At 69.4% G+C, this 26,480-nt stretch carries 25 protein-coding genes; 5 read left to right on the top strand and 20 right to left on the bottom strand.

The annotated features are described in order from the left end of the window. From Ato02nite_RS51595 to Ato02nite_RS15310, 3 genes are all read right to left on the bottom strand, one after another. A partial coding sequence (locus Ato02nite_RS51595; RefSeq protein WP_246607003.1) for an SseB family protein occupies positions 1-832 on the bottom strand: 832 nt, incomplete at its 3' end. Positions 833-1,150: 318 nt separating this feature from the next. After that, positions 1,151-1,447 (bottom strand): WXG100 family type VII secretion target, encoded by a 297-nt coding sequence (locus Ato02nite_RS15315; RefSeq protein WP_213007179.1) that lies wholly within the window; start codon positions 1,445-1,447, stop codon positions 1,151-1,153. A gap of 28 nt (positions 1,448-1,475) precedes the next feature. Beyond that, positions 1,476-1,793, bottom strand: a complete 318-nt coding sequence (locus Ato02nite_RS15310; protein ID WP_203805122.1) for a WXG100 family type VII secretion target — start codon at positions 1,791-1,793, stop codon at positions 1,476-1,478. A gap of 305 nt (positions 1,794-2,098) precedes the next feature. On the opposite strand from Ato02nite_RS15310, the gene eccE reads away from it, so the two are divergent. Genes eccE through rarD form a run of 4 tightly spaced genes read left to right on the top strand, consistent with a single transcriptional unit; the run spans position 2,099 to position 5,856 of the window. Further along, on the top strand, positions 2,099-3,955 hold the full coding sequence (gene eccE, locus Ato02nite_RS15305) for a type VII secretion protein EccE (protein WP_213007178.1): 1,857 nt from the start codon (positions 2,099-2,101) through the stop codon (positions 3,953-3,955). Positions 3,956-4,007: 52 nt separating this feature from the next. Beyond that, positions 4,008-4,391, top strand: a complete 384-nt coding sequence (locus Ato02nite_RS15300; protein ID WP_213007177.1) for a phage holin family protein — start codon at positions 4,008-4,010, stop codon at positions 4,389-4,391. Between the two features lie 49 nt (positions 4,392-4,440). After that, positions 4,441-4,887 (top strand): GNAT family N-acetyltransferase, encoded by a 447-nt coding sequence (locus Ato02nite_RS15295; protein ID WP_213007176.1) that lies wholly within the window; start codon positions 4,441-4,443, stop codon positions 4,885-4,887. Positions 4,888-4,908: 21 nt separating this feature from the next. After that, the gene (rarD, locus tag Ato02nite_RS15290; protein ID WP_213007175.1) at positions 4,909-5,856 is read left to right on the top strand and encodes an EamA family transporter RarD; all 948 of its coding nucleotides are present in this window, start codon (positions 4,909-4,911) and stop codon (positions 5,854-5,856) included. Between the two features lie 15 nt (positions 5,857-5,871). Here rarD and Ato02nite_RS15285 read toward each other — a convergent pair whose 3' ends face one another. Together Ato02nite_RS15285 and Ato02nite_RS15280 are read right to left on the bottom strand one after the other, a co-directional pair. Further along, a complete protein-coding gene (locus tag Ato02nite_RS15285; protein WP_213007174.1) occupies positions 5,872-6,570 on the bottom strand; it encodes an anti-sigma factor in 699 nt (232 codons plus the stop codon). Positions 6,571-6,659: 89 nt separating this feature from the next. Continuing rightward, on the bottom strand, positions 6,660-7,454 hold the full coding sequence (locus tag Ato02nite_RS15280; RefSeq protein WP_203804738.1) for an IclR family transcriptional regulator: 795 nt from the start codon (positions 7,452-7,454) through the stop codon (positions 6,660-6,662). Positions 7,455-7,606: 152 nt separating this feature from the next. Between Ato02nite_RS15280 and Ato02nite_RS15275 the strand changes: the two genes are divergently transcribed. Further along, a complete protein-coding gene (locus tag Ato02nite_RS15275) occupies positions 7,607-8,806 on the top strand; it encodes an MFS transporter (RefSeq protein WP_213007173.1) in 1,200 nt (399 codons plus the stop codon). Here Ato02nite_RS15275 and Ato02nite_RS15270 read toward each other — a convergent pair. From Ato02nite_RS15270 to Ato02nite_RS15200, 15 genes are all read right to left on the bottom strand, one after another. Continuing rightward, positions 8,782-9,819, bottom strand: a complete 1,038-nt coding sequence (locus Ato02nite_RS15270; RefSeq protein ID WP_281419742.1) for a polyprenyl synthetase family protein — start codon at positions 9,817-9,819, stop codon at positions 8,782-8,784. The two genes, Ato02nite_RS15275 and Ato02nite_RS15270, sit on opposite strands and share 25 nt — an antisense overlap. 161 nt (positions 9,820-9,980) lie before the next feature. Next, on the bottom strand, positions 9,981-10,769 hold the full coding sequence (locus tag Ato02nite_RS15265; RefSeq protein ID WP_213007172.1) for an inositol monophosphatase family protein: 789 nt from the start codon (positions 10,767-10,769) through the stop codon (positions 9,981-9,983). Positions 10,770-10,831: 62 nt separating this feature from the next. Next, positions 10,832-12,364 (bottom strand): NADH-quinone oxidoreductase subunit NuoN, encoded by a 1,533-nt coding sequence (gene nuoN, locus Ato02nite_RS15260; protein ID WP_213007171.1) that lies wholly within the window; start codon positions 12,362-12,364, stop codon positions 10,832-10,834. A 2-nt stretch (positions 12,365-12,366) separates the two neighbouring features. Continuing rightward, on the bottom strand, positions 12,367-13,911 hold the full coding sequence (locus Ato02nite_RS15255) for an NADH-quinone oxidoreductase subunit M (RefSeq protein ID WP_213007170.1): 1,545 nt from the start codon (positions 13,909-13,911) through the stop codon (positions 12,367-12,369). Continuing rightward, a complete protein-coding gene (nuoL, locus tag Ato02nite_RS15250; protein ID WP_213007169.1) occupies positions 13,908-15,833 on the bottom strand; it encodes an NADH-quinone oxidoreductase subunit L in 1,926 nt (641 codons plus the stop codon). Before nuoL ends, Ato02nite_RS15255 begins: the two co-directional genes overlap by 4 nt. Before the next feature lie 12 nt (positions 15,834-15,845). Continuing rightward, positions 15,846-16,145 carry an NADH-quinone oxidoreductase subunit NuoK gene (nuoK, locus tag Ato02nite_RS15245; protein ID WP_213007168.1) on the bottom strand — a complete coding sequence of 100 codons (300 nt, stop codon included), beginning with the start codon at positions 16,143-16,145 and terminating at the stop codon, positions 15,846-15,848. Further along, positions 16,142-16,891, bottom strand: a complete 750-nt coding sequence (locus Ato02nite_RS15240; RefSeq protein ID WP_213007167.1) for an NADH-quinone oxidoreductase subunit J — start codon at positions 16,889-16,891, stop codon at positions 16,142-16,144. The genes nuoK and Ato02nite_RS15240 overlap by 4 nt, the downstream gene beginning before the upstream one ends. Next, positions 16,888-17,538 carry an NADH-quinone oxidoreductase subunit NuoI gene (gene nuoI / locus Ato02nite_RS15235; RefSeq protein WP_213007166.1) on the bottom strand — a complete coding sequence of 217 codons (651 nt, stop codon included), beginning with the start codon at positions 17,536-17,538 and terminating at the stop codon, positions 16,888-16,890. Before nuoI ends, Ato02nite_RS15240 begins: the two co-directional genes overlap by 4 nt. 1 nt (position 17,539) lies before the next feature. Continuing rightward, positions 17,540-18,898 carry an NADH-quinone oxidoreductase subunit NuoH gene (gene nuoH / locus Ato02nite_RS15230; protein WP_438873042.1) on the bottom strand — a complete coding sequence of 453 codons (1,359 nt, stop codon included), beginning with the start codon at positions 18,896-18,898 and terminating at the stop codon, positions 17,540-17,542. 64 nt (positions 18,899-18,962) lie between these two features. Further along, positions 18,963-21,443 (bottom strand): NADH-quinone oxidoreductase subunit G, encoded by a 2,481-nt coding sequence (locus Ato02nite_RS15225; RefSeq protein ID WP_213007165.1) that lies wholly within the window; start codon positions 21,441-21,443, stop codon positions 18,963-18,965. Beyond that, entirely contained in the window at positions 21,443-22,759 is a 1,317-nt protein-coding gene (gene nuoF / locus Ato02nite_RS15220) for an NADH-quinone oxidoreductase subunit NuoF (RefSeq protein WP_213007164.1), read from the bottom strand. Before nuoF ends, Ato02nite_RS15225 begins: the two co-directional genes overlap by 1 nt. After that, the gene (gene nuoE / locus Ato02nite_RS15215; RefSeq protein WP_213007163.1) at positions 22,756-23,793 is read right to left on the bottom strand and encodes an NADH-quinone oxidoreductase subunit NuoE; all 1,038 of its coding nucleotides are present in this window, start codon (positions 23,791-23,793) and stop codon (positions 22,756-22,758) included. The genes nuoF and nuoE overlap by 4 nt, the downstream gene beginning before the upstream one ends. Then, on the bottom strand, positions 23,794-25,119 hold the full coding sequence (locus tag Ato02nite_RS15210) for an NADH-quinone oxidoreductase subunit D (protein WP_213007162.1): 1,326 nt from the start codon (positions 25,117-25,119) through the stop codon (positions 23,794-23,796). Next, positions 25,116-25,811 carry an NADH-quinone oxidoreductase subunit C gene (locus Ato02nite_RS15205; RefSeq protein ID WP_213007161.1) on the bottom strand — a complete coding sequence of 232 codons (696 nt, stop codon included), beginning with the start codon at positions 25,809-25,811 and terminating at the stop codon, positions 25,116-25,118. Before Ato02nite_RS15205 ends, Ato02nite_RS15210 begins: the two co-directional genes overlap by 4 nt. After that, positions 25,808-26,479: a NuoB/complex I 20 kDa subunit family protein gene (locus Ato02nite_RS15200; RefSeq protein ID WP_213007160.1), complete on the bottom strand. Its 672-nt coding sequence runs from the start codon at positions 26,477-26,479 to the stop codon at positions 25,808-25,810. Before Ato02nite_RS15200 ends, Ato02nite_RS15205 begins: the two co-directional genes overlap by 4 nt. Position 26,480: the final 1 nt, after the last annotated feature.

Below are 26,480 nucleotides of genomic sequence, written 5' to 3'. Positions count from 1 at the left end.
TCGGCTGGCCATAACCGGCAGAAGGCGCACTACTGGGCTGGCCATAACCGGCAGGAGGCGCACTACTGGGCTGGCCATAACCGGCAGGAGGCGCACTGCTCGGCTGGCCATAGCCGGCCGGAGGCGCGCTGTTGGGGGCCGGGTAGTCGGCGGGAGGCACGCTGCTCGACGCGGGGAACGCCGCTGCGGCCGCGGGGCGCTGCGGCAGGCCGGCGGGCGCACCGCTCGCGGGCTGCGCGCCGAGCGGCGGGACGCTGGTGGGCCTCTGCGGGAAGGCGCTCGGCGGGATCTGCCCAGCGGTCAGGGCCGGCTCGTGGGTCGGCCCGCCGGGCTGGCCGGCGTCGTCCTGCTGCGCGACCGCCGCGTTGGCGGCCATCGCGGCGGAGTGCAGGTCTTGAATGCGGGAGGCGGACGGCGATTTCTCGCGGCCGGGTCCACGGGTGGGCAGCCGCAGATCGCCGCGGGACAGCTGCGCGACGAACCAGGCCGGGAGGTAGCCCTCGATCGGCAACCCCGGGTTGACGGCGAGCCACCACTCGAGGTTGGGCCAGGTGTTGGCCAACTCCGCATAAGGCACGCGGCGGGCGGAACCCGTGTAGTCGGCCAGGCACGCCTGTAGCGCCTCGGTCGACGTGAAGGCCAGCACATGCGTGCGGCCTCCGGTGCTCCAGGTGCCCCACCCCAGCGGCGCGAGCCCGGCGAGGGCGTCGGCCGAGACCGGCAGCAGCAGGTCAACCTCGGAGAGGATGCGGAAGTAGGACTCCTGGTCGTCCGTGCGCAGCGCATCGCGCATCGCGCCCTCGGCGTCCGTAGCCGGTTCCCACTCGGACACGTCCACCTCTCCCCACCGCGCGACGAGGCCATCTCAACGCGTACAACCTACAAGGTCAGGCGGCGATCACAATGGGCGGCAGTGCGCAGAATGATAAGTGTTGTGTACGGCGCCGTTGGTATAAGACCTCAAGCCGTCCGGCGGCACCAAATCGGTCGCTGGGCGCGATCATTCAACCACCGATCGTAGCCGGATTTCTCGGGATGGCCAGTACGCGATCGAGGGACAACAAACCCGTAAGAACGGACCAAACGGAAACGGCCGGGACAGCCACGCAGGCTGGTCCGACCGTTTCGCCGTCGAGCGGCACCGCCGAGCTCACTGGAAGCGCTGAGTCGCCTGCTTCTCGGTGTTGGTGTAGTCCTCGGTCGAGGCGTCCACCGCGCGCTTGATGTTGTGCAGGATCTGCTGCAGCTCGGTCGAGGCCGACCGCCACTTGGCCTGCCGCGCCTGGTAGGACTCCTGAGCCGAGCCGCTCCAGGTCGCCACCAGCGGAGCGGCGTCGCGCTCGAGCTGGTCGAGCGAGGTCTGCAGCTTGCTCAGCGCCTTGTTGATGTCGCCGCTCGCCTGCACGAGGGCGCCGAAGTTGACGAGCAGAACGCCGTCACCAGCCATGGATCTCTCCCCTTCTTCGCGTCCGGCGTCAGAGCGGCAGCTGGAAGCTGCCACCGCTCTGGGTCAGCTTGCTCGCGGCCTCGTCGTCGGTCGTGGTGTAGTGGTGGCCGGAGTCTTTGATCGCCACCGCGGTCTCGGACAGAGCCTGGTTGAGCTTCTGCAGGTCAGCCTGGTATTGCGTCTTGACCTGCTCGAACGCGTGGGCGCCCCGGCCCTTCCAGGCCGAACTGAGCACCGACAGCTCGGACATGAGCGTGCTGAGCATGCTCTGGAGCTCTTGGTTCACGTTTTCGAACTTCGTCGCGGTCTGCGCCATCACCGCGGCTTCAGCTTGTGTCTCGGACACCCCGGACGTCACCCCGCTTTCCTCACTCGGTCGTCGATCGCCATGATCCTCAGTGGACGGGTCACGACATGACCCTCGGCGCATCGACGTGGACCACCACGTTAGCCCGCTCGCACCAACCCTGGGGGGCGGGCGGTAGTGGTCCGGCTACTCTCTTTCCCTTACAACGCCGACGGTAGCGACCCGGTTCAGTCGGCGACACCCCGAAATCGGGACCTGTGGATAACTCCTCGCCCCCTGCCGCACAGCGCGAAGCCATACGATGAGCCGCGCACGAGGTTGCGGCAGCGGAGGGATGGTGCGGGGTGACGGTGGGCGTGGCGGGCGACCGGGACTACCGCGAACTATCCGGTCCGGCCAAACCGCCGGCGAAGGTCAGCGCCCGGCCGGTCCGGCGTGGACGCTTGTTCGGCGTCCGGGCAAGCCAGCTGGTCGGCACTCAGGTGGCCGCGGCGGCCGTGCTGATCGGCGCGGTCAACGGTACGGTCGGGCTGGTCGCCGGCGTCGTGGTGGCCGTCCTCATTCTCGCCCTGACCTGGTTGCGCATGCGCGGCCGCTGGGTGTTCCAGTGGATCGGCGTGGCGTCGCGCTTCCGCGGCCGGCGGCACACCGGGCCGATCGGCACCGCACCCACCGCGCTGCTCGATTTCGTCGCGCCCGGGTCCAGAGTGGATCAGACCGACCTGGGCGGCGACCCGGCCGCCATCATCGTCGACGGCCTCGGCCTCACCGCGGTGCTCGAGCTGGGCGACCCGGCCGGCCTGCTCGCCGAGGAGACGGCCGCGCTGCCGTCGCCGGCCTCGCTGCTGCCGTCGGCCACCGCCGACCATCCGCCGGTCGTCATCCAGCTCCTGCTCAGCGGCGCGCCGGCGCCGTCGGTGCGGGCCGGCTCGGGCACCCCGGCCAACTCCTACCGTCAGCTCACCGAGGGCCGCCTGCTCGGGCACAGCCGCGCGCTGCTGACCGTCCGGGTGCTGCGCGCCGAGGGCTGGGCCGAGGAGGAGCTGCGGCGCGCCCTGTCCGGCCTGGTGCGCAAGCTGACCCGCCGGCTGTCCTCGACCCCGGCCCGGCCGCTCGGCGAGGCCGCGGCCCTGCGGGTGCTGGGCGAGCTGGCCCACGACGACGGGGCCGGCTCCGCCCAGGAGACCTGGGCCGGTCTGCGGGTCGGCGGCACGGCGCAGGCCACCTTCCGGCTGACCCGCTGGCCCGACCTGCGGGTCGAGACGTCCCGCCGGCTGGTGCCGCGGATGCTGACCCTGCCCGCGGCGGCCACCACGGTCTCGCTGACGGCCGGCCCACGCCCGGCCCACGGTCCCACCCCGATCGACCTGACCGTCCGGCTCGCCGCCCCCGAGCCGGCCTCGCTGGGCGTCGCCGGGCAGGCGCTGCGCAAGGTGATCGCGGCCGAGCACGCGCACGTGCGGCGGCTCGACGGCGAGCATCTGGCCGGCCTGGCCGCCACCCTCCCGCTGGGCGGCAGCGCACCCACGGTCGTGCCCGGCCTGCCGCCGGACGGCGTGCACCCGGCCGAGCAGCTCGACGGGCTGACCCTGCCGGTCGGCACGTCCGGCCTGATGCTGGGCCGCAACCGGCACGGCAACCCGGTGGTGATCCGGCTGTTCCGGCCCGAGCAGACCCGGGCGCTGGTGGTCGGCGGCGTCCGCTGCGCCCAGCTGGTCGCGCTGCGGGCGATGGCGCTCGGTGCCCGGGTGGTGGTGCAGACGGCCCGCCCGCAGGCCTGGGAGCCGTTCGTCCGGGGTGCCGCGGTCCCGGGTGAGGCGATCGCCGTGATCCCGCCCGGCCGGGCCTTCGAGATCGCGCCCGGTTCGGCGCTGCACCCGCTGCTCACCGTGGTCGACGTCGGGCCGGTCGGTGCCGACAGCCGGGCCGGGGAGGGCTGGCAGGCCACCCTCGTGGTGCGGGACGACTTCAGCGCCGCCGACGTGGACGTGGCCTCGAGGGCCGACCTGTTGATCCTGCAGCCGCTGCGCGGCGAGGAGGCGACCCTGCTGGCCGGCGCGCTCGGCCTCGGCGAGGTGGGCCAGTGGCTGACCCGCATCCGGCCGGACATGGTCGGCGTGGTCAACCGCCGGGCGATCCGCTGGGCGGCGCTGGCCCAGACCCCGATCGAGAGCCAGTTGATCGGACCGGCAACCAGGTAGATCGGCGTGGTGCTATACCCGCGCTGGCATGATCGTGGCACCATCCCTGGCCATGGGAATCCTCATCCGGCTGGTGATCACCGCCGTTTCGCTGTGGATCTCGACCCTCGTCATCAGCGGGATCGAGTTGAACACCGACTCGGTCCCCAAGAAGGTCGTCACGCTGCTGGTGGTCGCAGCCATCTTCGGCATCGTCAACGCGGTGCTCCGGCCGATCATCAAGGTGATCGGCTGCGGACTCTACGTACTCACCCTGGGTCTCATCGCCGTGGTCGTCAACGGCCTGCTGTTCCTGCTGACCAGCTGGATCGCCGGCGAGCTCGACCTGCCGTTCCACGTGGACAACTTCTGGCCGAGCGCGGTGCTGGGCGCCCTGCTCGTGGGCGTCGTGAGCTGGGTGCTCAACATGCTGGTCCCGGACGGCTCCGACGACTGATCTGAGATTTCGCTGGCGGGCAGTCAAGATCGCGTCTTGACTGCCCTCCGTGGTAAAACTGCGCCGGGAAGACGGCTACGAACTCAGCGACGACCGGGACCGGATCGACCTGTCCGAGGTGCACCGCTGGTTGTCCACCGATGCCTACTGGGCGATCGGCCGCCCGCTCGAAACCATGCGCAAGGCGATCGAGGGTTCCGAGGTGTTCGGTGTCTACCTCGACGACGACCAGGTCGCGATCGCCCGGGTGATCACCGACGGCGCTGTTTTCGCGTACCTGTGTGATGTCTACGTCGACCCCGGCCACCGCGGCCGAGGACTCGGCGGCTGGCTGGTGCGCACCCTTCGGGACCACTACCAGGAGCATGGCCTGCGCCGATTCCTGCTGGCCACCAACGACGCACACGGGCTGTACGCGAAGCACGGCTTCGTCGGCGTCGAGATGGACCGGTGGATGGAGTGCGACCTACGCCATATGCAAGGAGCGCAGGGCTGAGGCGGCCTTACGGTGTGGGGCATGAGCGAGGAACGGCGCGGCTATCTGTACGGCCTGTTGGCGTACGTGATGTGGGGATTTTTCCCGATCTATTTCAAGACGCTGCGCCCCGCCTCGCCACTGGAGATCCTCGCCCACCGGGTGGTCTGGTCGGTGGTGTTCGTCGCGCTGCTGCTCACCGCCATGCGCAACTGGCGTTTCCTGAGCCGGTTACTGCGCTCGCCCCGGCTGCTCGGCGGCATCTCGGTGGCCGCGGTGCTCATCGCGATCAACTGGGGCACCTATATCTACGGCGTCAACTCGTCGCGGGTGGTCGAGACCGCGCTCGGTTACTTCATCACCCCGCTGGTGCTCGTGCTGCTCGGCGTGACCGTGCAGCGCGAGCGGCTGCGCCGCTGGCAGTGGGCCGCGGTCGCGGTCGGCGGCATCGCGGTGGCGGTGCTGACCGTCGACTACGGCCGGCTGCCCTGGATCGCGCTGCTGCTGGCGGCCAGCTTCGGCACCTACAGCCTGGTCAAGAAGCGGCTGTCCCTGCCGCCCGCGGAGGGACTGTTCGTCGAGTCGTCGGTGCTGGCGATTCCGGCGCTGGTCTTCGTGGCCTGGCTGGCCACCACCGGCGACACCAAGTTCGGCCACGTGTCGGCGCTGCACACCGTGCTGATGGTCCTCTCCGGGGTGGCCACCGCGGTGCCGCTGCTGCTGTTCGCGGCGAGCGCCAACCGGATCTCGATGACCAGCATCGGCATCCTGCAGTACGTGGCGCCGATCCTGCAGCTCGCCTGCGGCCTGGTGATCTATCACGAGCCGATGCCGCCGGCCCGGCTCGCCGGTTTCTGCCTGGTGTGGGTCGCGCTGATCATCTTCACCGCGGACGCGATCCGGCAGGGCCGGCGAGCGAGCCGGAGTCGAACGGCGACCGGATCGACGGCCGCCACCGTCGAACCGGTCACCGCACTGCCACCCCACTGACCCGGAATCAGAGGGTCAGGGGACGTCGTAGGCGAGCAGAGGCTTGCCGTCGGAGCGCACCAGCTCCAGCCGGGACAGCTCGCCGCGGGTGAAGTGGGTGGCCCCGTCCATCCGGAACTCGGCACCGGGCGCGCCCTGCCAGGACCCGACCTGCTCCTGCTCCTCGTCGTGGCCGTAGGCGATCAGCCGCAGCGTCGTAGGCTGCTGTCCGCTGTACGCGCACTGCAGCTCGACCTTGGTGCCGCCGCTGGTGCCGGCCATCCGCAGCGTGGCGGTGACCGGTGAGGTGCCCTCGACCCGGGTCATCGCGACCGCCGGACCGAGGGGCTGGGTGCCCGGCGTATCGGTCCCTCGGACCCAGGCCAGGACCCCGATCCCGACGAGCCCGACCAGAATGACGACGGCGACGGTGCTCAATACCCGTACGCCAAAGGTCTTGCGTCGTTTGCCGCGGCTGCCGGAAGGCGCCGACGAAGCGGCCATGTCGCGCAGCGAGGCGCCCGGGTGATCGCCGGCCGTCAGGCTCGGATCGAGGAGTTTCGCGAACTCCTTGGCGTCGAGCCGGGACAGCAGATCGGGCAGCGTCGAGATGTCGGCAACCGCTTCCCGGCAGAACGAACAGGTCGCGAGATGGCGCTCGTAGGCGGCTCGTTCGGCCGGCGAGAGGGCCCCCAGAACATACGCCCCGTCATCATGCTCATGCTCACAGTGCACCCCGTCACCACCCTCCGCTGACCTCCCGCGTGCACCCTGTCTTACGTGGCCGGGCTACGGGAGGTTCAACGGAGTCTTAGAGGCGCATGTCAGGCCGTGGCGGACTCGCCCGCGGAGAGCGCTTCCGCGACATTACGGGCGGCGGCGGTCAGCTTGGCTCGCACCACCCGTGCCGAGGTGAGCATCTCGGCGGCCGGCAGCGAACAGGCGAGCACCAGCCGGCGCTCGATGTCGCGGTCGGCGACCACCAGCACGGCGGCGCAGGCCAGGCCCTGCTTGAACTGCCCCATCTCGATCTGCATGCCGCGCCGCTCGCCGGCCGCCAGATCGGCCTCGAGCGCCTCGGTGGTGATCAGGGTGGCCGGGGTGAACTGCCGCATGCCGTAGTCGCGCAGGTAGCGCGCCCGCTGATCGGGTGTGAGGGTGGCCAGCAACGCCTTGCCGAGGGCGGTGGCATGTCCGCCCTCGTCGAAGCCGGGTGCCATGTCGTCGACGAACGGCGAGCGGGCGCCCTCGGCCGACGCGGTCACGGCGATCCGGCCGCCGACGAAGCGGCCCAGATAGTGGGTGTAGCCCGTATCGAGGGCAGCACGGCGCAACGCCTCGCCGACCGCGGGTGGACCGCGGAAGGCCGAGACGAGCTCACGGTACCGATCTGCGATCTCCAGACCGACGATGTACGTGCCGTCCTCTCGACGGATCACGTAGCCCTCGTAGGCAAGCGTGCGCACGAGGTGGTACGTCGTGGCGACGGTCAACTCGCACCGTCGCGCTATCTGTTTCACGGTGAGTCCGCGCGGGGCCCGGCCGACCGACTCGAGGACGCGCAAGGCGCGTGACACGCTCCGAATCAGATCGGACGGCTCCGCCAGGGGGTCGCGCACAGCTACCTCCGACGCCAGGGACTTACACCATATGAATAATCTTCCGCCGACGGAATGCCAAAACCATGTGGATCACGATCGATTTACACGACGCGTGTGGTCATTTGCACTCAACGCGCTCGGATGCATTCTGTGCGCCTAGTCTGCGAGAGATGGCTTCCGGCAAGATCGACGGCACCGGCAACGCATCGACCAGCGTGAACTCCCCTGGTCCGGTGCGCGCCGCGACCGGCGCGCTCACCACGACGGCCGCGGTCACCCTGCCGGTGTTCCTCGTCGGCGGGCTGGCGGTGCAGATCGGCCTCTCCCCGGCCGCTCTGGGCCTGGCCGTCTCGGCCTACTTCGGCGCGAGCGCCCTCGCCTCGCTGCCGGCCGGCGTGCTCGTCGAACGCTACGGCGCCGCCCGCATCTCCCGGCTCGGCATCGGGCTCTCCGCGCTCTCCCTGCTCGGCATCGCGGTGGCCGCGAATGCACTGTGGAGCCTCGTCGCCATCCTGGCGCTCGGCGCGGGCGCCAACGCGATGGGCCAGCTCGCCAGCAACACCAGCCTGTCCTGGCACGTGCCGCCGGGCCGGCAGGGCCTCTCGTTCGGCGTGAAGCAGTCCGCCATCCCGGTGAGCACGCTCCTGGCCGGCGCGGCGGTGCCGGCGGTGGCCCTGACCCTCGGCTGGCGCTGGGCGTTCGTCCTGGCCGCTCTGCTCGCCGCCGCAGCCGTGCTGCTGGTGCCGGGCGACCGTCCCCGTGCTGATCTTTCGTCCGACAAATCGGAAAGGCGGGCCACCGGCGCGCTGGTCGTCGTAGGACTGGCCGCCACTCTCGCGGCGGGCGCCGCCAACGCGCTCGGCACGTTCCTGGTCGATTCGGCGGTGGCCCGCGGCATCGCGCCCGGTCCGGCCGGACTCGCGCTCACCCTGGGCAGCGCGGTCTGCGTGACCGCCCGGGTGGTCGGCGGCTGGCAGGCCGACCGCCGGCCGGGCCGCCAGGTGGGTGTCATCGCCGGGCTGCTCGCCTGTGGGGCCGCCGGCCTGGTCCTGCTGGCCGTGCCGGGCCGGGTGCCGCTGGTGGCCGGGGTGGTGCTGGGCTTCGGTTTCGGCTGGGCCTGGCCCGGTCTGATGAATTTCGCCGTGGTGCGGCTGCACCCGCAGGCACCGGCGGCGGCCACCTCGATCACCCAGACCGGCGTCTATGCCGGCGGCTGCATCGGCCCGCTCGGCCTCGGCGCGGTCGCGACCTTTGCCGGTTACCCGGCCATGTGGATCACCGCAGCGGGGGCCATGGTCGGAGCGGCCGCCCTGATGCTGCTCGGCCGTCGGTTATTGGGAAAACATCAGCTGGTGCGGTCGGCGATGTAGTCGCAGAGCGCTTCCATCGCGCGCTTCGCCTCGCTGGCCGGCAGCGGCGCCAGCTGCGCCCGCGCCTCCTCGGCGTAGTTGCGGACCGTTTCCCGGGCCCGCTTCATCGCCGCCGACTCGCGCAGCAGCGTCAGCGCCTCGGCGTGCAGGGCGTCGTCGGTGATCGGGCCGGTCGCGAGGATCTCGCGCAGCCGGACCGCGGACGCGTCGGTGTTGTCGTCATCGGCCAGCGCGTAGAGCACCGGCAGCGTCGGCACACCCTCACGCAGGTCGGTGCCGGGCGTCTTGCCCGACTGCACCGACTCGGACGAGATGTCGAGCAGGTCGTCGGAAAGCTGGAAGGCGATGCCGATGGTCTCGCCGTAGCCGGTGAGCGCCTCGACGATCTGCGGCGACGCACCCGAGAACAGCCCGCCGAACCGCGCCGAGGTGGCGATCAGCGAAGCCGTTTTCTCCGTGATGACGTGCAAATAATGCTCGATCGGATCTTTGCCGCGAGCACCCACCGTCTCGGCGATCTGCCCGTGCACGAGCCGCGAGAACGTGCGCGCCTGCAACCGCACGGCCTCCGGGCCGAGCGAGGCCGCGATGTCCGAAGCGCAGGCGAACAGATAGTCGCCCACCAGGATCGCGACCGAATTGCCCCAGCGCGAGTTCGCGCTGGGCGCACCCCGGCGGACCGGGGCCTCATCCATGACGTCGTCGTGGTAAAGCGTGGCCAAATGGGTCAACTCCACCACGTTGGCGGCGGCCACGATCTCGGGCGCGGCCGGATCACCGAACTGCGCACCCAGCGCCACGAGCAGCGGCCGGAACCGTTTCCCACCGGCGTCGGCGAGATGCCGCGCCGCCTCGGCCACCAGCGGATCGGCGCTGGCCACGTTGGCCCGAAGCGCCACCTCCACAGCGGCCAGCGTCGCCGTGACCGACGCATCGACCGCGGGGTCGATGTCGAGGCCAAGCGACGAGAGCGTCATATCACCGGTGCTCACCACGCTTTCACGATGCCACATGGGTCCGACGCTTTCGGGGTCAGGGGTGCGCCCAGCAAGATCAAAATCCAAATCCCTCCGACGTACGGGCATGCCAGGCCCCGCCGAGCCGCCCGGCCGTGTGCCGGGTCACTCTCCGCGCGGGCCCGCCGGGCGGGCCCGACCTCCAGAGCTGATCATTTTCAGCCGACCCGGACCGATGCGGCGAGCTGGGTGAGCAGGGTGGCGTGGGTCTCCGCATCGGCGGCGGCCAGCAGGCCACGGGAAGCGGTATGCAGCGGGTTGCCGTCAAGATCGGTCACCACGCAGCCGGCGGCGCGGCACAGGGCGATCCCGGCCGCCGAATGGACGGTCCAGCCCGCATGGCCGTCGGACAGATAGGCGGCCCGCCGACCGGCCGCCACCCAGGCCAGCGGCAGCGTCGTGGAGAGCACCCGAGGACTGAAGGCGACCCCGAACGCAGGGTGGGCCAGCAGCTCCACCGCCCGGAAGCCGCTCGGGAACGGCGGGTCCAAGTTGAGATCCACCAGCCGGGATTCGCCGGACGGCCGCAGCGGCTCGTCGGCGCCGCCCCGGCGGACGTAGGCGCCCGCACCGTCGGTCCAGAAGATCTCACCACCGAACGGGTCGGCCGAGGCGGCGACCAGGATGCCCGGCCCGGCCCGCAGCGCCACGTTCACCGCGACCAGCGTCGTCCGCGCGGCGAAGTTGAGGGTGCCGCAGAGCGGATCCACCAGCCAGGTGCGGTCCGACTCCCCGGTCCGGCCGGTCTCCTCGCCCAGGACCGCGTCGGCCGGGCGCGCGCCCCGCAGCACCTCGATGATGGCCTTCTCGGCCTCGATGTCCGCCTCGGTCGCGAAGTCACCAGCCCCCTTGTCCACCCGCGACAGCGTCTGCCCGAACCGGGCCCGCACCACCGCCGCCCCCGCCTCCGCGGCGGCCACCGCCACCTCGTGCTCACCCATCGACATGCATCGCAGCTTAAACAGAACGGGCCCCGGCTATCGCCGGAGCCCGTGATATGTAGCGATCGTTATCGGACGAACTGGGCCGCGTCTCGGGTGAGGTCGATCAGCGGCGCCGGCACCACGCCGAGGGCGAAGGTGGCAATCACGCCGATGGTCAGGGCCGCCGCCGTCATGAAACCGGGGATGGAGACCGTCGGGGTGGACTCGCCCGGCTCGCTCAGCCAGAGCAGCACGACGACCCGCAGGTACGGGAAGGCGAGCAGCATGCTGGAGATGACACCGAAGATGACCAGCCAGGTCTGCCCACCCTCCACGGCCGCCCCGAAGACCGCGAACTTGGCGGTGAAACCGCTGGTCAGCGGGATACCGGCGAAGGCCAGCAGGATGAACGTGAAGGTGCCGGCGAACAGCGGGCTCTTGCGGCCCAGACCGGCCCAGCGGGACAGGTGGGTTGCCTCCCCGTCCGCGTCCCGCACCAGCGTGACGATGCCGAACGCGGCGAGCACCGAGAAGCCGTACGCCACCAGGTAGAACATCGTGCTGCTCAGCCCCTCCTCGTTGAGCGCCAGGACACCCACCAGAAGGTAACCGGCGTTCGCGACGGAGGAGTAGGCCAGCAGGCGCTTCATGTCGGTCTGGGTCACCGCGAGGACGGCACCGACCAGCATGGTTAGGACCGCGATGACGCCGAGGACCGGCTGGAAGTCCCAGCGGACGCCCTCGAACGACACGTACAGCACGCGCAGCAGGGCACCGAACGCGGCGACCTTGGTGCAGGCCGCCATCAGCGCGGTGATCGGCGTGGGCGCACCCTGGTAGACGTCCGGCGTCCACACGTGGAACGGCGCGAGCGCGGCCTTGAACAGCAGGCCGATCGCGACCAGGGCCAGACCGGCGTACAGCAGGACCTCGCTGCGCTGGGGGTTGGCGACCGCGTCGTGCACGGCACCGAACGAGATGCCGCCGGCGAAGCCGTAGATGAGGGCCGCACCGAACAGGAAGAACGCCGACGCGTACGAGCCGAGCAGGAAGTACTTGAGCGCGGCCTCCTGGCTGAGCAGGCGACGCCGGCGGGCGAGAGCGCACAGCAGGTACAGCGGCAGCGAGAAGACCTCGAGCGCCACGAACATGGTCAGCAGGTCGTTCGCGGAGACGAACAGCAGCATGCCGCCGAGCGCGAACAGCGTCAGCGGGTAGACCTCGGTGGCGCCCGGCTGGTCACCGGCCTGCCGCAGGTCCTTCTGCGAGCCGACGGTGATCGCGGCCTGGGAGACGAACGCGCCGCCCTTCTCGATGGTCCGCTCGCCGATCAGCATCAGCGAGACGGCACCGAGCGCGAGGATGGCGCCCTGCAGGAAGACGGTGGGCCCGTCGACCGCCACCGCACCGCCGATGGTGATCTTCCGGGTGCTGTGCTGCACCACCACGGCCACGAAGGACGCGATGATCGCCAGGAAGGACAGCGTCAGCTGGACGGCTTGCCGCGACTTCTTCGGGGCGAGCGCCTCGACCAGGATGCCGAGGCAGGCGACCCCGAAGAGGATCAACATGGGCGCGAGTGCGCCGTAGTCGATGGCGGGAAGTTTGAGGTCTCCCATGGCTAGCGAGCCGCCCTTCCGTTAGCAGTGACCGCCGTCGGCCCGGGATCGGTCGTCCCGACGTCCTGCATGGTGGCCTGGACCGCTGGGTTGATCACATCGGTGACCGGCTTCGGGTAGAAGCCGAGCAGCAGGAGCAGCAGGATCAGCGGTGCGACGACGACCTTCTCGCGCAGCGTGATGTCCTTGCGCATGGCCGGCACCTCTTCGAGGGCCGGGTTGAGAGTGCCCTGGGTGGTGCGCTGCACCATCCAGAGGACGTACGCGGCGGCCAGGATGATGCCCACGGTCGCGATGACCGCGTACACCTTGTGCACCGTGAACGTGCCGATCAGCACCAGGAACTCGCTGATGAACGGCGCCGTGCCGGGCAGCGCCAGCGAGGCGAGACCGGCGAAGAACAGCACCCCGGCCAGGACCGGCACCAGCTTGCCGGCGCCGCCGAAGTCGCTGACCAGGCTGGAGCCGCGCCGGGCCACGAACATGCCGACCACGATGAACAGCAGGCCGGTGGCCAGACCGTGGTTGACCATGTAGAGCACCGAGCCGGTGCCACCCTGCGTGGTGAAGGCGAAGATGCCGATGCCGATGAAGCCGAAGTGCGCGATCGACGTGTACGACACGAGCCGCTTCAGGTCGTTCTGGCCGACCGCCAGCAGCGCCGCGTAGATGATGCCGATGACCGCGAGCACCAGCGCGGCCGGCGCGAACCAGCGGGACGCCTCCGGGAACAGCGGGAGGCAGTAGCGCAGGATGCCGAACGTGCCGACCTTGTCCATCACGCCGACGAGCAGCGCGGCCGCACCCGCGGGCGCGGCCCCACCGGCGTCCGGCAGCCAGGTGTGGAACGGGAAGAACGGCGCCTTGATCGCGAAGGCCACGAAGAACCCGAGGAACAGCCAGCGCGAGGTGTTCTGGTCGATCTCGCCGACCGACTGGAGCAGCTTCGAGAAGTCGAAGGTGTGCCCGCCGACCACCCACAGCCCGATCACGGCGGCCAGCATGAAAAGACCGCCGACCAGGCTGTAGAGGAAGAACTTGACGGCCGCGTACTGTCGCCGGGCCCCGCCGAACGATCCGATGATGAAGTACATCGGGATCAGCATGACCTCGAAGAACACGTAGAACAGGAAGATGTCGGCGGCCGCGAAGACGCCGATCATGGTGAACTCGAAGGCCAGCAGCAGGGCGAAGTAGACCGGTGCCGAGCGCTTGCCGTCGCCGTCCACGTCGTGCCAGGACGCCAGGATCACGACCGGCGTGAGCACCGCGATCAGCATCAGCATGACCAGGGCGATGCCGTCGGCCGCGAAGGTGAAGCGGGCGTCCCACGACGGGATCCACTGGTACGACTCGTGGAACTGGAACCGGTCGCCGTCGATCTTGAAGGCCACCCACATGAAGATGCTGAGCACCAGCACGACGAGCGACCAGATCAGCGCGATGGTCTTGGCGAGTTCCGCCTTACGACGCGGGATAACGCCCACCACGACCGCGCCAACCAACGGCAGCAGGGTCAGGATGGAAAGGAACGGGAAGTCACTCACGCCAACCACCCCAGCTGGATTGCGAGGAAGGCGCCGACCACGAGTACGACTCCGGTGAGCATGGAGAGCGCGTACGAGCGGACGAAGCCGGTCTGCAGTCGGCGTAGTCGCCCGGAGCTGCCGCCGACACCGGCGGCTATCCCGTTGACCAGGCCGTCGATGCCCTTGTTGTCGAGGAAGACCAGCGCCCGGGTCAGGTAGATGCCGGGGCGCTCGAACACCGCCTCGTTGAACGCGTCGGTGTAGAGGTTGCGCCGCGCGGCGGTGACGACCGCTCCGGCCGGCTGCTCCTGCAGGGCGGTGCCCTTGCTGAACAACGCCCAGGCGAGACCGGCACCGGCGACCGAGACCACCAGGACCAGGATCGAGATGACCGCGGCCGGCATAACCGGATCGTGCTCACCTTCGCCGGTGACCGGCTCGAGCCACTGCGGGATCGCCGAGTGCCGACTGAGCAGGAAACCCGCCACGATCGAGCCGAGCGCCAGGAGCATGAGCGGCACGGTCATGATGAACGGCGACTCGTGCGGATGCTTGTTCTGCTCGGTGTAGCGCTCCGGCCCGTGGAAGGTCAGCACGAACAACCGGGTCATGTAGAACGCGGTCAGACCGGCGCCGAGCAGGGCGGCCGTGCCGAACAGCCAGGACGTCCAGTCACCGCGGGCGTACGCCGCCTCGATGATCGGGTCCTTGGAGAAGAAGCCGGACAGCGGTGGGATGCCGATGATCGCGAGCCAGCCCATCATGAAGGTGAGCCAGGTCCACTTCATGTGCTTGCGCAGACCGCCGAACCGCCGGATGTCCTCCTCGTCGTGCATGCCGTGCATGACCGAGCCGGCGCCGAGGAACATGTTGGCCTTGAAGAAGCCGTGCGCGACCAGGTGGATGATCGCCAGCGCGTACGCCCCGCCGCCGAGACCGACGCCGAGGAACATGTAGCCGATCTGGCTGACCGTCGACCAGGCCAGGACCCGCTTGATGCCGTCCTTGGCCGAGCCGATGATGCAGCCCATCAGCAGGGTGAAGGCGCCGACGCTGACCACGATCGTCTGCAGTGTGTGGTTGGCCGAGAAGATGTGGTTGGAGCGGGCGATCAGGTAGACGCCCGCGGTCACCATGGTCGCGGCGTGGATGAGGGCGGAGACCGGAGTCGGACCCTCCATCGCGTCCGGCAACCAGGCCTGCAGCGGGAACTGGCCGGACTTACCGGCCGCGCCGAGCAGCAGCAGGATGCCGAGGACCAGCACCGTGGTGCTGGACAGCGCGCCGACGTTGCTGAAGACGTCCGAGTACTGCGTGCTGCCGAGCGTGGCGAACATGATGAAGATGCCGATCGCCAGGCCGGTGTCGCCGACCCGGTTCATCAGGAACGCCTTCTTGCCGGCGGTGGCCGCGGACGGCCGGCCGTACCAGAAGCTGATCAGCAGGTACGAGGCGAGACCCACGCCCTCCCAGCCGAAGTACAACATCACGTAGTTGTTGCCGAGGACCAGCAGGAGCATGGCCGCGACGAACAGGTTGAAGTAGCCGAAGAACCGGCGGCGTCCCGGGTCGTGCTCCATGTAGCCGACCGCGTACAGGTGGATCAGCGAGCCGACACCCGTGATCAGCAGGACGAAGACGCCGGACAGCGGGTCGAAGAGCAGGCCGAAGTCGACGTGCAGGTTACCGACGGCGATGAAATCCCACATGCTCAGCTCGGCGGATCGGTGTTCCGCGTCGAGCCCGCCGAGCTTGATGAAGAAGACCAGCCCGAGCACGAAGGAGGCCGCCACCGCGAGAACGCCGAGCCAGTGACCCCACTTGTCGGCACGCTTGCCGAGGAGGAGCAGGATCGCTGCACTCGCGAGCGGGATGGCTACCAAAAGCCAGATTCCGCTCAACGTTCCCGTCGCGTGGGCATACTCCACTGTCTGTTCCACGTGAAGGCCCCTTTAGTACTTGAGGAGGTTCGCGTCGTCGACGCTCGCGGAGCGCCGAGTACGGAAGATCGACATGATGATGGCGAGGCCCACCACGACCTCGGCAGCCGCGACGACCATCACGAAGAACGAGATGATCTGACCGTCGAGGCCGCCGTTGATGCGGCTGAAGGTGATGAACGCCAGGTTCGCGGCGTTGAGCATGAGCTCGATGCACATGAACAACACGATCGCGTTGCGGCGGATGAGCACCCCGGTGGCACCGATGGTGAACAGGATCGCCGCAAGAACGAGGTAGTAGTCGGGAGTCACTTCTCGGTTCCCTTCGGAGCCGCCTCTTGGGCAGTCAGCTCACGCACGGGCAGGATCGGCGAGATGGTGCGCTCCGACCCGTTGCCGTCCGGCAGCCGGCCCGGCGCCGCCACCGACATGGTGTTGGCGTAGACGCCCGGGCCCGCCTTCGCACCCGGGTAGTTGCCGGGGCGGAAGCGCTGGGTCATCCGGCTGATCTGGTCGTGGATCTCGCCCTTGGCCCGCTCGACGTGGGCCAGCACCATCGCGCCGACGGCCGCCGTGATCAGCAGGGCCGAGGTGACCTCGAACGCGAAGACGTAGCGGGTGAACAGCAGGCTCGCGAGGCCCTGCACGTTGCCGCCGTTCGCGGCGTTCGCCTCGGTCAGGCCGACCACCGGGGTGTCCCCGAGCGAACGGGCCAGGCCCGTCCCGACCAGGACCGCCAGGCCGACGCCGAGGATGATCGCCGCGACCCGCTGGCCGCGGAGCGTCTCGATCAGCGAGTCGGTCGCGTCCCGGCCGACCAGCATGAGCACGAACAGGAACAGCATCATGATCGCGCCGGTGTAGACGATGATCTGCACGGCGCCGAGGAACGGCGCCGAGTTGACCACGTAGATGAAGCCGAGGCTGAGCATCGTCAGGACGAGCCAGAGCGCGGAGTGCACCGCGTTGCGGGCGATCACCATGCCGAGCGCGCCGAGGACCGCGATGGTGGCGAGGATCCAGAAGGCGACGGCCTCACCGGTGGAGACGTGGTTCATTGGACGACCTCCTTCGGCTGGTCGGCCGCGTCCTCCCGACGCAGGGTGCCCGCGGTCTCCGGCCGGCTGCCGGGCTGGTCCGCCGCATCGTGCGTGCCGGTCTCGGACCACGGCGCCCGCTCCGCGCCCTTCGACGTGCCCGGGTTGGTCAGCGCACCGAGGTAGTAGTCCTTGTCGGTGTCGCCGAGCCGCATCGGGTGCGGCGGCTGCTCCATGCCCGGCAGCAGCGGCGCCAGCAGTTCCTTCTTCGTGAAGATCAGGTCCTGCCGGCTGTCCCGGGCCAGCTCGTACTCGTTGCTCATGGTCAGCGAGCGAGTCGGGCAGGCCTCGATACACAGGCCGCAGAAGATGCAGCGCGCGTAGTTGATCTGGTAGATCTTCGCGTACCGCTCACCGGGCGAGAAGCGCTGCTCGTCGGTGTTGTCGCCACCCTCGACGTAGATCGCGTCGGCCGGGCAGGCCCAGGCGCACAGCTCGCAGCCGATGCACTTCTCCAGGCCGTCCGGGTGGCGGTTGAGGATGTGCCGGCCGTGGTAACGCGGGGCCGGCTTCGGGGGCGAGAACGGATAGTCGGTCGTGATGACCTTGCGGAACATGTGCGCGAAGGTCACTCCGAAGCCCTTGAACGAGCCCGTGAACGTCCCCACGTCACACCTCCTTGGTTTCGGTATCGCCGCCGACGGTGGCGGGGGTGCGTTCGGCCACCGCGCGGCGTGCCCGCGGGCTCGGGGGTACCTGCAGATCCATCGGTGGCACCGGGAAGCTGCCCGGTGGCTTCGCCGCCAGCTGTTCCTCGACGGACAGCTGTCGTGGCTTGCGGCTGGCCGGCCAAAGCATGGCCACCACCAGGATGACGACGACGAGGCCGCCGATGGAGAGCCACTTGGTGCGGTCGGAGAGCTCGTTGTTGGCGAGCTTCACGTAGGAGAGGAAGAGGATCCACACCAGGTTGACCGGGATGAGGACCTTCCAGCCGAAGCGCATGAACTGGTCGTAGCGCATCCGGGGCAGGGTCGCCCGCAGCCAGATGAAGCCGAACAGGAAGATCAGGATCTTGACGAGGAACCAGATCAGCGCGAACCAGCCGGAATTGGCCCCGTGCCAGAACGCCGTGATCGGCCATGGGGCACGCCACCCACCGAGGAAGAGGGTGGTACAAAACGCCGACACGGTGATCATGTTGATGTACTCGGCCAGGTAGAACATCGCGAACTTGAATGACGAGTACTCCGTCTGGAAGCCGCCGACCAGCTCGGACTCGGCCTCGGGGAGGTCGAACGGCGCCCGGTTGGTCTCACCGACCGCCGAGATCATGTAGATGATGAAGCTGGGGAACAGCAGTACGCCGTACCAGCTCGGCGAGGTGAGATCCATGCCGAGGAAGTGGAACGGGTTGCCCTCCGCCTGCGCCTTCACGATCTGCGAGGTGCTCATCGTGCCGGCGGTCATGAAGACCGCGACGATCGAGAGACCCATCGCGACCTCGTACGAGATCATCTGCGCGCTGGACCGGAGACCACCCAGCAGCGGATAGGTCGAGCCGGACGCCCAGCCGGCCAGCACCACGCCGTACACGCTCATCGAGGAGCAGGCCAGCAGCACCAGCACCGAGACCGGCACGTCGGTGAGCTGCAGCGCGGTCTTGTGGCCGAACATGCTGACCACCCCGCCGAACGGGATCACCGAGAACGCGGTGAACGCGGTCGTCGCCGAGATCACCGGGGCGATGAAGTAGACCACCTTGTCGGCGGTCTTCGGGATGATCTCCTCTTTGAACGGCAGCTTCAGACCGTCCGTGAGGCTCTGCAGCCAGCCGTTCGGGCCGACCTGGTTGGGGCCCGGCCGGACCGCCATCCGGGCCACGACCTTGCGCTCGTAGTTGATCGTGAAGAGCGTCAGCAGCAGCAGGATCACGAACACGCCGAGCAGCTTGATCAGCGTGATCCACCAGACGTCGTTCTCGAACGTCTGAAGCGAAGGATCCTGGGCGTGCGCCGCCACAATCATCGAGTTCATGCTGCGCCCCCTACGTCATGCCTTCCTGGCCCTTGCTTCGCTGCGGTGCAGTCAGTCATGACACAGCCCCCTCGGCGAGGATCGGACCCGGCTTACCGGCAGTAAGCCGGACCACCGCGCCCGAAGTGACGCCGAGGCTGCGACGAACGCTGGAGCCCGGCGAGTTGGTGGGAAGCCATACCACCTGCGGGGGCAGGTCGGTGATCGCGGCCGGGAGCGTGACGCCACCCCGGTCGGTGCTGACCGTGACCGCGTCACCCTCGGCGACACCGAGCGACTCGGCCAGGTCCTTGCCGATCCGCACCAGCGGCGGCCGGGCCGTGCCCTTGAGCACGTCGTCGCCGTCGAGCAGCGAACCGGAGTCGATCAGGTGGTGCCAGGTGGCGAGAACGGCCTCGCCCGCGGCCGGAGCCGGGAGCGATCCGACGGCCACCGTGGGAACCGAAGGGCGGTCCGCCTTGCTCGGCGGCATGGCGCCCAGCTCGCGGCGGATCGCCATCACGTCACCCGTACCGAGGGTGACCTCGAGCAGGGCCGCGATCGCCTCGAGCACCCGGCCGTCGGTCATGGCCGTGGTCGGCAGCACCGTCCCGAAGGAGCGGAGCCGGCCCTCCCAGTCCATGAACGTGCCGGACTTCTCCTGGGCCGGGGCCACCGGCAGGACCACATCGGCCCGGCGGGTGACCGCGCTGCCACGGATCTCCAGGCTGACCACGAAGCCCGCGTTGTCCAGGGCCTGCTCGGCCAGGCGCGGGTCGGCCAGGTCGCCCGGGTCGACCCCGGCGACCAGCAGGCCGCCGAGTGTGCCGTTCGCCGCCGCCGCGATGATTCCGTCGGTGTCCCGGCCCGGCGTGCTGGGCAGGGCACCGCTCTCCAGCTGCCAGGCCAGCGACAGCTCGGCGCGAGCGGCCGGGTCGTTGACCGGGCGGCCACCCGGCAGCAGGTTGGGCAGGCAGCCGGCGTCGACCGCGCCCCGGTCGCCGGCCCGGCGCGGCACCCACGCGAGGCGGGCGCCGGTGCGGGCGGCGAGGGCGGCCGCGGCGGACAGGCCGCCGGGCACGCCGGCCAGGCGCTCACCGACGATCAGCAGCGCACCCGGCGTGCCGAGCGCCGCGGCGATCGCCGCGTCCTCGGCCAGGACCTTGGCCTCCGCGCCCGGCGCGGCGGCGACATGCGCGGCGCTGAGCTTGGTGAAACCCCGGGTGAGGTACGGCGCGACGGCGGTGACCCGGAGCGAGCCAAGGTTGGTCGCCTTACGCAGTCGCAGGAAGAGGATGGGGCACTCCTCCTCCGGCTCGAGCCCGACGATGACCGCGGCCGGAGCGTTCTCGACGTCGTCGTAGGTGACGTCGGAGATGCCACCGGCCACCGAGGAGGCGAGGAAGTCGGCCTCCTCACCGCTCAGGGGCCGGGCCCGGAAGTCGATGTCGTTGGTGCCGAGTGCGACCCGGGCGAACTTCGCGTACGCGTACGCGTCCTCGACGGTGAGCCGGCCGCCGGTCAGCACCCCGACGCCACCGGCCGCCTTGGCGGCCTTGAGCCCCTCGGCCGCCGTGACCAGCGCCTCGCTCCAGGAAGCCTCGCGCAGTTCACCGGTCTTGGCGTCGCGGATCAGCGGGTTCATGATCCGGTCGTTGGCGGTGGCGTAGCGGAAGCCCCACCGGCCCTTGTCGCAGTTCCACTCCTCGTTGACCGCCGCGTCGTCGCCGGCCAGGCGCCGGAGCACCTTGCCGCGGCGGTGGTCGGCGCGCATCGAGCAGCCGGCCGCGCAGTGCTCGCACGCGGTGGGCGTGGAGACCAGGTCGAACGGGCGGGCCCGGAAGCGGTACTGCTCACCGGTGAGCGCGCCCACCGGGCAGATCTGGATGGTGTTGCCGGAGAAGTACGAGTTGAAGGCGACGTCGCCCTCGCCCTCGCCGACCTGTCCGTCGCCGGTTCCGGTGCCGCCGAAGAAGTCGTCCCGGTAGACGTTGATCTGCTCGCCGGACGAGCGGTCCATCAGGTCGATGAACTTGTCACCGGCGATCTGCTCGGAGAACCGGGTGCAGCGCTGGCACAGGATGCAGCGCTCGCGGTCGAGCAGCACCTGGCTGGAGATGTGGATCGGCTTTTCGTACTCGCGCTTGTGCTCGTGGAAGCGCGACTCGGTGCGGCCGTTGGACATCGCCTGGTTCTGCAGCGGGCACTCGCCGCCCTTGTCGCAGGTCGGGCAGTCCAGCGGGTGGTTGGCCAGGAGCAGCTCCATGATGCCGTGCTGCGCCTTGTCGGCCACCTCGCTGGTGAGCTGGGTGTGCACCACCATGCCCTCGGCGACGGCCTGGGTGCAGGACGCGACCGGCTTGCGCTGGCCCTCGATCTCGACCAGGCACTGGCGACAGGCGCCGGCCGGGGCGAGCAGCGGGTGGTCGCAGAATCGCGGGATGGCGATGCCCATCCGCTCGGCGACCCGGATGACCAGCTCGCCCTTCTCGGCGGTGACCTCGATGCCGTCGATGGTGAGCGTGACCGTATCGGTCTTCTTCGCTACATCCGTCATCAGTGCGCTCCAACCAGGGCCTTGGCGTTCAGCCGCGGAGCTGTCCGGCCCTCGATGTAGTCCAGGTAGTCCTGGCGGAAGAAGTTCAGCGTGGACATGACCGGGGTGGCGGCGCCGTCACCCAGGCCGCAGAACGACCGGCCGAAGATGTTGTTCGCGGTGTCCAGCAGGGTGTCGAGGTCGGCGTGGGTGCCCTCGCCGGAGAGGATCCGGCGGTAGGTGCGGACCATCCAGTAGTTGCCCTCGCGGCACGGGGTGCACTTGCCGCACGACTCGTGGTGGTAGAACTCCAGCCAGCGCCAGGTCGCGTAGACCGGGCAGTCCTGGTCGCTGAAGATCTGCATGGCCGTGGTGCCGAGCAGCGAGCCCTGGGCGGCGACACCCTCGAAGTCCATCGGGGTGTCGATGTGCTCGGCGGTGAGCAGCGGCGTCGACGAGCCGCCCGGCGTCCAGAACTTCAGGTTGTGGCCGGGCTTCATGCCGCCGGCCAGCTCGATCAGCTCACGCAGGGTGATGCCGAGGCCGCATTCGTACTGGCCCGGGTTGGCGATCCGGCCGGAGAGCGAGTAGATCATCGGGCCGGTCGACTTCTCCGTGCCCATGCTCTTCCACCAGTCGGCGCCACCGAGCACGATGTACGGCACCGAGGCGATCGTGCCGACGTTGTTGACCACCGTCGGGCTCGCGTAGAGGCCGGCGATGGCCGGGAAGGGCGGGCGCAGCCGGGGCTGGCCGCGGAAGCCTTCCAGCGAGTCGAGCAGCGCGGTTTCCTCGCCGCAGATGTACGCGCCGGCGCCACTGTGCACAACCAGGTCCAGGTCGAAGCCCGAGCCCAGGATGTTCGTGCCGAGGTAACCCTTGGCGTACGCCTGCTTGACGGCGGCCCGCAGCCGCCGTGCGGCGTGCACCGCCTCGCCGCGGATGTAGATGAAGGCGCGGTTGGCCCGGATCGCGTACGAGGCGATGATGATGCCCTCGACCAGCGAGTGCGGGTCGTAGGTCATCAGGGGCAGGTCCTTGCAGGTGCCCGGCTCGCCCTCGTCGGCGTTGACGACCAGGTAGTGCGGCTTGCCGTCGCCCTGCGGGATGAAGCCCCACTTGAGACCGGTGGGGAAGCCCGCGCCGCCGCGGCCGCGCAGACCCGAGTCCTTCACCAGCTGGATCAGGTCGTCGGGGTGCACGTCCAGGGCCTTCTTGAGGGCCGCGTAGCCGTCCAGCCGCTCGTACACGTCGATCTTCCAGGCGTCCGGCGAGAGCCAGCGCTTGGTCAGGACAGGGGTGAGCTTTTCGAGAACCTCACGCCGTGGCTGAGTCACTTCTGCTCCTCGGTGCCGACGCTGTCGCCGGCCGGCTTGCCGTCACCGGCGGGCTGGTTGTTCGCGACCCCGGCAGCCTCGGCGGAGTTCGACGGGGCCGGCGTACCGGCCTTGGTGGTTCCGTCCTTGTCCGGCGTGGATCCGGTGGGGTTGCGGGCCTCGGCCGTACGCGCCTCGGGGTTCTTCGTGTCCCCGGCGCCGCCGGAGGTCTTGCCGACCTTGTCGGCGACGGCGCCGGCCACGGCCTTGACCGCGCTCGTCGCCTTCTCGGCCGCCGTGGCGACCTTGCCCTTGTTCTCCTCGCGGGGAGCCGGCTTGGTCTTCGTGATCGGGGCGTCGAGGTTGAAGTTCGGCACCGCGATCCCGTGCTGGTCGGCCAGGGTGACTCCACGCAGGGTGGACGCACCGGCCGGGCCGTCGCCGACCGCGCCGTCGCGCTCGTCGGCGAACCCGGCCAGCTGGTGCTGCATCTCCTTGAGCGAGCAGACCCGGGCGCCGCGCGTCGGGATCGGCTTGCCGCCCTTGCGCAGCTGCTCGACCAGCTCGATGGCGCCCTCGGGGGTGGCCTCGTCGACGGCGAAGTCGTAGTTGACCGTCACCACCGGCGCGTAGTCGCAGGCCGCCAGGCACTCGGCGTGCTCCACGGTGATCTGGCCGTCGGCGGTGGTCTGTCCGTTGCCGACACCGAGGTGCTCGGTGAGCCGGTCGTAGACCTCCTGGCCGCCCATCATGTTGCACAGCGTGTTGGTGCAGACGCTGACCAGGTATTCGCCGGTGGGCTTCCGCTTGTACATCGTGTAGAACGTGGCGACCGCGCCGACCTGGGCCTTGTTGATGCCCAGCACCTCGGCGCAGAACGCGACACCGTTCGGGCTGACGTACCCCTCCTCGGTCTGCACCAGGTGCAGCAGCGGGAGGAGAGCCGACCGGCCGCGGCCCTCGGGATAGCGCGCGATGATCTCGAGCGCCGGACCGAGGAGGGTTGCCGCGAGCGGCGCGGCGGCCGGGGAGAAATCGATAGCTGTGTCGGACATTTAGCGGTCACACCCACCCATCACGGGGTCCAGAGAGGCGCCGCCGGCGATGACGTCGGCGATCAGGGCGCCTTCGGCCATCGCGGGGATGGCCTGGAGGTTCACGAAGCTCGGATCGCGCATGTGGACCCGGTAGGGATGGGTGCCGCCGTCCGAGACCACGTGCACGCCGAGCTCGCCCCGGGGGTGCTCGATGCCGATGTAGACCTGGCCCGCCGGAACCCGGAAGCCCTCGGTCACGAGCTTGAAGTGGTGGATCAGCGACTCCATCGACTGGCCCATGATGTTGGCGACGTGCTCGAGCGAGTTGCCCATGCCGTCGACACCCAGCGCGAGCTGGGCCGGCCAGGCGATCTTCTTGTCCGCGATGAAGATCGGGCCCGGCTTGAGCCGGTCGAGCGCCTGCTCAACGATCTTGAGCGACTCCCGCATCTCGGCCATCCGCACCTGGTAGCGGCCCCACACGTCGCCGGTGGTCGCGGTCGGCACGTCGAACTCATAGTTCTCGTAACCGCTGTACGGCAGGGTCTTGCGCAGGTCCCAGGCCAGGCCGGCCGAGCGCAGCACCGGGCCGGTGATGCCCAGCGCCAGGCAGCCGGTGACGTCCAGGACGGCCACGCCCTGGGTCCGCTGCTGCCAGATGATCTGCCCGGACAGCAGGTCTTCGTACTCCTTGAGCTTCTTCGGCATGTAGACGAGGAAGTCGCGGATCTTCTTGATCGCCGACTCGGGGATGTCGTTCGCGACGCCGCCGGGGCGGAAGTACGCGTGGTTCATCCGCAGGCCGGTGGTCTCCTCGAAGATGTCCAGGATGTACTCGCGCTCGCGGAAGCCGTACAGCATCATCGAGATCGCGCCGATCTCCATGCCGGCGGTGGCCAGCCAGACCAGGTGCGACGAGATGCGGTTGAGCTCCATGAAAAGCACCCGGATCGTCTGCGCCCGCTCGGTGATGTCGTCGGTGATCCCGAGCAGCTTCTCCACCCCGAGGACGTAACCGGCCTCGTTGAACAGCGGAGCGAGATAGTCGGCCCGGGTCACGAACGTGGTGCCCTGGGTCCAGTTGCGGTACTCGAGGTTCTTCTCGATGCCGGTGTGCAGGTAACCGATGACGCAGCGGGCTTCGGTGACCGTCTCACCCTCGAGTTCCAGCACGAGCCGGAGCACACCGTGGGTGGACGGGTGCTGCGGGCCCATGTTGACGACGATCTTCTCGTTCGACAGCGGGTCGATGCTGCCGGTGATCGTGTCCCAGTCGCCGCCGGTGACCGTGAAGACGCGGCCCTCGGTGGTCTCGCGTTCGGTTGCGTAGCCCGATGACGTCATTGGTAGACCCTCCGCTGGTCAGGAGGCGGAATTTCGGCGCCCTTGTACTCGACGGGCACGCCGCCGAGCGGATAGTCCTTGAGCTGGGGGTGGCCCTCCCAGTCATCCGGCATGAGGATCCGGGTGAGGTTGGGGTGCCCCGTGAAGAGCACGCCGAACATGTCGTACGCCTCCCGCTCCTGCCAGTCGGCGGTCGGGTAGACGCTGGTCACGGTCGGCACGCTGCCGCCCGCCGGCACGGCCACCTCGAGGCGCACGCGACGGCGGTAGGTCATCGAGGTCAGTTGGTAGATCACGTGCAGGCGGCGGGTGTCGCTGTTGAGGTAGTCCACACCGGATACCGAGGAGCACAGCTCGAAGCGCAGGCTCTCGTCGTCCCGCATGATCTGGGCGACCTCGGCGATCTTCTCCGGCACGATGTGCAGGGTCAGCTCGTCCCGGTCGACGACGACCTTCTCGATCGCGTCGGCGAAGCCGGGGTAGGCCTCCTCGAGCGCGTCGGTGACCTCGTCGAAGTAGCTGCCGTACGGCTTGGGGCTGCCGACCACATCGGGCTTGCGCCGGACCAGGCCGCCGAAGCCGGAGACGTCACCGGTGCCCTCGATGCCGAACATGCCCTTGTGCGGGCTGGACGGCGTCTGGGCGGGCGCACCGAGTTCGGCGCCGACCGGCTCGGAAGATTCCAGACTCACTTGCCACCCTCCCGCATGTGCGGCGCCAGCTTCATCCAGTTCTCGATGCGCAACTGCTCCTCGCGGCCTTCCTTGACCGCCTGCGTCCACTCGGCCCGGCGGGTCTTGTCGGCGCGGTAGGAGGAGGGCATCGCACCGGGGGCGACGATCGGCATCTTGCCGGCGGCCTTGCGCGCCTCGAGCATCTTGCGGCCGTTCGGGCCGAGCGGGGCGGCCATGACCTTCTCGCGCATCTTGAGGATGGCGTCGATCAGCATCTCCGGCCGCGGCGGGCAGCCGGGCAGGTAGATGTCGACCGGCACGATGTGGTCCACACCCTGCACGATCGCGTAGTTGTTGAACATCCCACCGGACGACGCGCAGACGCCCATGGAGATGACCGAGCGCGGCTCGGGCATCTGGTCGTAGATCTGGCGCACGACCGGGGCCATCTTCTGGCTGACCCGGCCCGCGACGATCATCAGGTCGGCCTGGCGGGGCGAGGCCCGGAAGACCTCCATGCCCCAGCGGCCGAGGTCGTAGTGCGGGCCGCCGGACGCCATCATCTCGATGGCGCAGCAGGCGAGGCCGAAGGTCGCACCCCAGAACGACGACTTACGAGCCCAGTTCGACAGCAACTCGACGGACGACAGGAGGATGCCTGCGGGTAGCTTCTCTTCGATTCCCATG

It is taken from the genome of Paractinoplanes toevensis (assembly GCF_018332695.1).
GTDB classification, from domain to species: Bacteria; Actinomycetota; Actinomycetes; order Mycobacteriales; family Micromonosporaceae; genus Actinoplanes; species Actinoplanes toevensis.
The sequence above is the reverse complement of the archived record's forward strand: the minus strand, read 5'-3'. Positions and strand labels throughout refer to the sequence as shown.